The organism is Streptomyces sp. NPDC090798 (assembly GCF_044768965.1).
Lineage (GTDB): Bacteria > Actinomycetota > Actinomycetes > Streptomycetales > Streptomycetaceae > Streptomyces.
In genome coordinates, this window is record NZ_JBIVXA010000065.1 from 1 (window position 1) to 1789 (window position 1789).

2 protein-coding genes are annotated in these 1789 nt (G+C 67.7%); both read right to left on the reverse strand.

The window, feature by feature from the left end; all coding sequences use genetic code 11:
- Positions 1–135 precede the first annotated feature (135 nt).
- Positions 136–936, reverse strand: a complete 801-nt coding sequence (locus ACIQTP_RS46965) for a tyrosine-type recombinase/integrase (protein ID WP_403412389.1) — start codon at positions 934–936, stop codon at positions 136–138.
- A gap of 131 nt (positions 937–1067) precedes the next feature.
- On the reverse strand, positions 1068–1607 hold the full coding sequence (locus ACIQTP_RS46970; RefSeq protein ID WP_403412391.1) for a hypothetical protein: 540 nt from the start codon (positions 1605–1607) through the stop codon (positions 1068–1070).
- Positions 1608–1789: the final 182 nt, after the last annotated feature.

Below are 1789 nucleotides of genomic sequence, written 5' to 3' on the forward strand. Positions count from 1 at the left end.
GGTGCTGGACCGGTACCTGCACCACCTGCGGACGCCCCCTGCCCAGCCCTCGGAGCAGCCGCAGACAGCCCACAACCTAACGAAGCACTACTAGGGCTCGATGCGGGCTTGGCTTGTGCGCAGCCTTCGGCTGGCTCAGGACGTGCCGTGCTCCAGGGCGCCGACGACGTCGGTGGCGAGGGCGTAGCCGGGGCTGTCGTCGAGCAGTTCTTTGCGCCGGTTGTAGCGCTGGGTGGTGCGGGAGTCCCTGTGGTCGGCCCAGCACTGCACCTTGTCCGGGCGGGCGTCCTTCTTCGACAGGGCGTGCGTGATGGCGTCGCCCTTGGTGCCGTGCGGGCCGCGCAGAGGCAGTCCGGCACGCTTGGCCAGGGACTGGAGCAGCCGCCACACGGCCGGTTCGTCGAGCTGGCCGCCGCTGGACGTGCAGAACAGCCACCCCTCCGTGCGGCCGTCGAGGTATTCCTGGAGCGCGTCCCAGGCCACGGGCGGGATGGGCTTCTTCTTCCGGCCGCCGCCCTTCATCTTCTCCAGGTGCAGCACGCGGTGCCCCTTGTCGTATCCGAGGTCCTCCACACGGGCGTTGAGCAGCGAGTCGATGCGCAGGCAGCAGGTATAGAGGACGAGCAGCGTATGCATCGAACGTTCCACCTTGTGGCTGGCTTCGTGCGCGGCAAGGAGCAGCGTTTCGACAGCAGTTCGGGCTGCACCCAGGACGCCGGCGCCTCTCGGATGTTCACGGCGTCGGGAGGCGCCGCGGACGCTCGGGAGGCGGCGGCCCCGTTCCAAGCGTCTGCGGCCAGTCACCAGATGAGGACAAAATTGCTGGCTACGGGCGTACGCGGTCGGTCGTGGCCGTCCACCACGCCCCGGGCCAGAGGTGCCTCCCGAAGTCGCGAACACCGCCTCCTCGCACGACCGTGCGACGCCCGGAGTCATGTCGAAACGAGGACGCGACTCGCGTACAAAGCCATTGTGGCCGGCCCCGCCTCACACCTCAGCGGTCCTGGGGGCGGCGGACGAAGAATCGCTCGGCTTGTGCGCATCTGATCGCACTGAGGAAGACGGGGCTATCTGTCCTCGTCCTTGACCTCCAGCGCTCCTCGCGCCCGGCCGATGAACGTGACGTAGGCTTCCCGGAAATCCCGGTAGGCAGCGTCGTACTCTTCCCGTCGCTCGGGACTGCCGTCACCGATGAGCGCCTTGAGCAGCGGCTGCACGCGCCGCGCCATATTCCGCACGTGGTCCGCCGCGGCGGAGACTTCGGCAGGACCGTCGAGCCGGACCTCATGCATTGCCCTGTTCATGTCCCCGATGGCCGGGCCGATGCGCTCGTACATCTGCATCAGGAGCCGGTCCTTGCTCTCACGGTCGCGCGCCGCGTCGACGTCATCAATCTGCCACGTGACCGCTGAGAACGCGTGTGCGCAGCTCATCATCTCCCGATAGGCGGATCGGCGCCGGTCCCGCTGCTCACGAAGGGCCACTGCCAGTGTGGTTGTTCGGGCTTGGGCCAGCGCTGCGCGCAAGGCCGCCCGCGCGGTGATGTAGCTGGCTCCGAGCGCGGTTAGCGCGGTGAGAATGCCGACCCACAGTCCGCTGTTCGCCATGGCCGAAGAGTCTGTCAGCCGGGGTGCAAGTGAGACACCCCGCCAGTCGACCACTGGCCATGATCGTGACGGCCAGATAGCTCCCCACTAACTGCTCGTTTCAGAATGAGGTCCGAAGGCGGCGGAGGCATATGAGGCTGCAGGCCAGTTCGAGCAGGCCCTGGTGGAGATCGGCGCGCCGT

Excerpts from the sequence above, each read along its gene's own strand:
- ACIQTP_RS46970 (WP_403412391.1), bottom strand. The coding sequence starts at position 1,607 with ATGGCGAACAGCGGACTGTGGGTCGGCATTCTCACCGCGCTAACCGCG.
- ACIQTP_RS46965 (WP_403412389.1), bottom strand. The coding sequence starts at position 936 with ATGACTCCGGGCGTCGCACGGTCGTGCGAGGAGGCGGTGTTCGCGACT.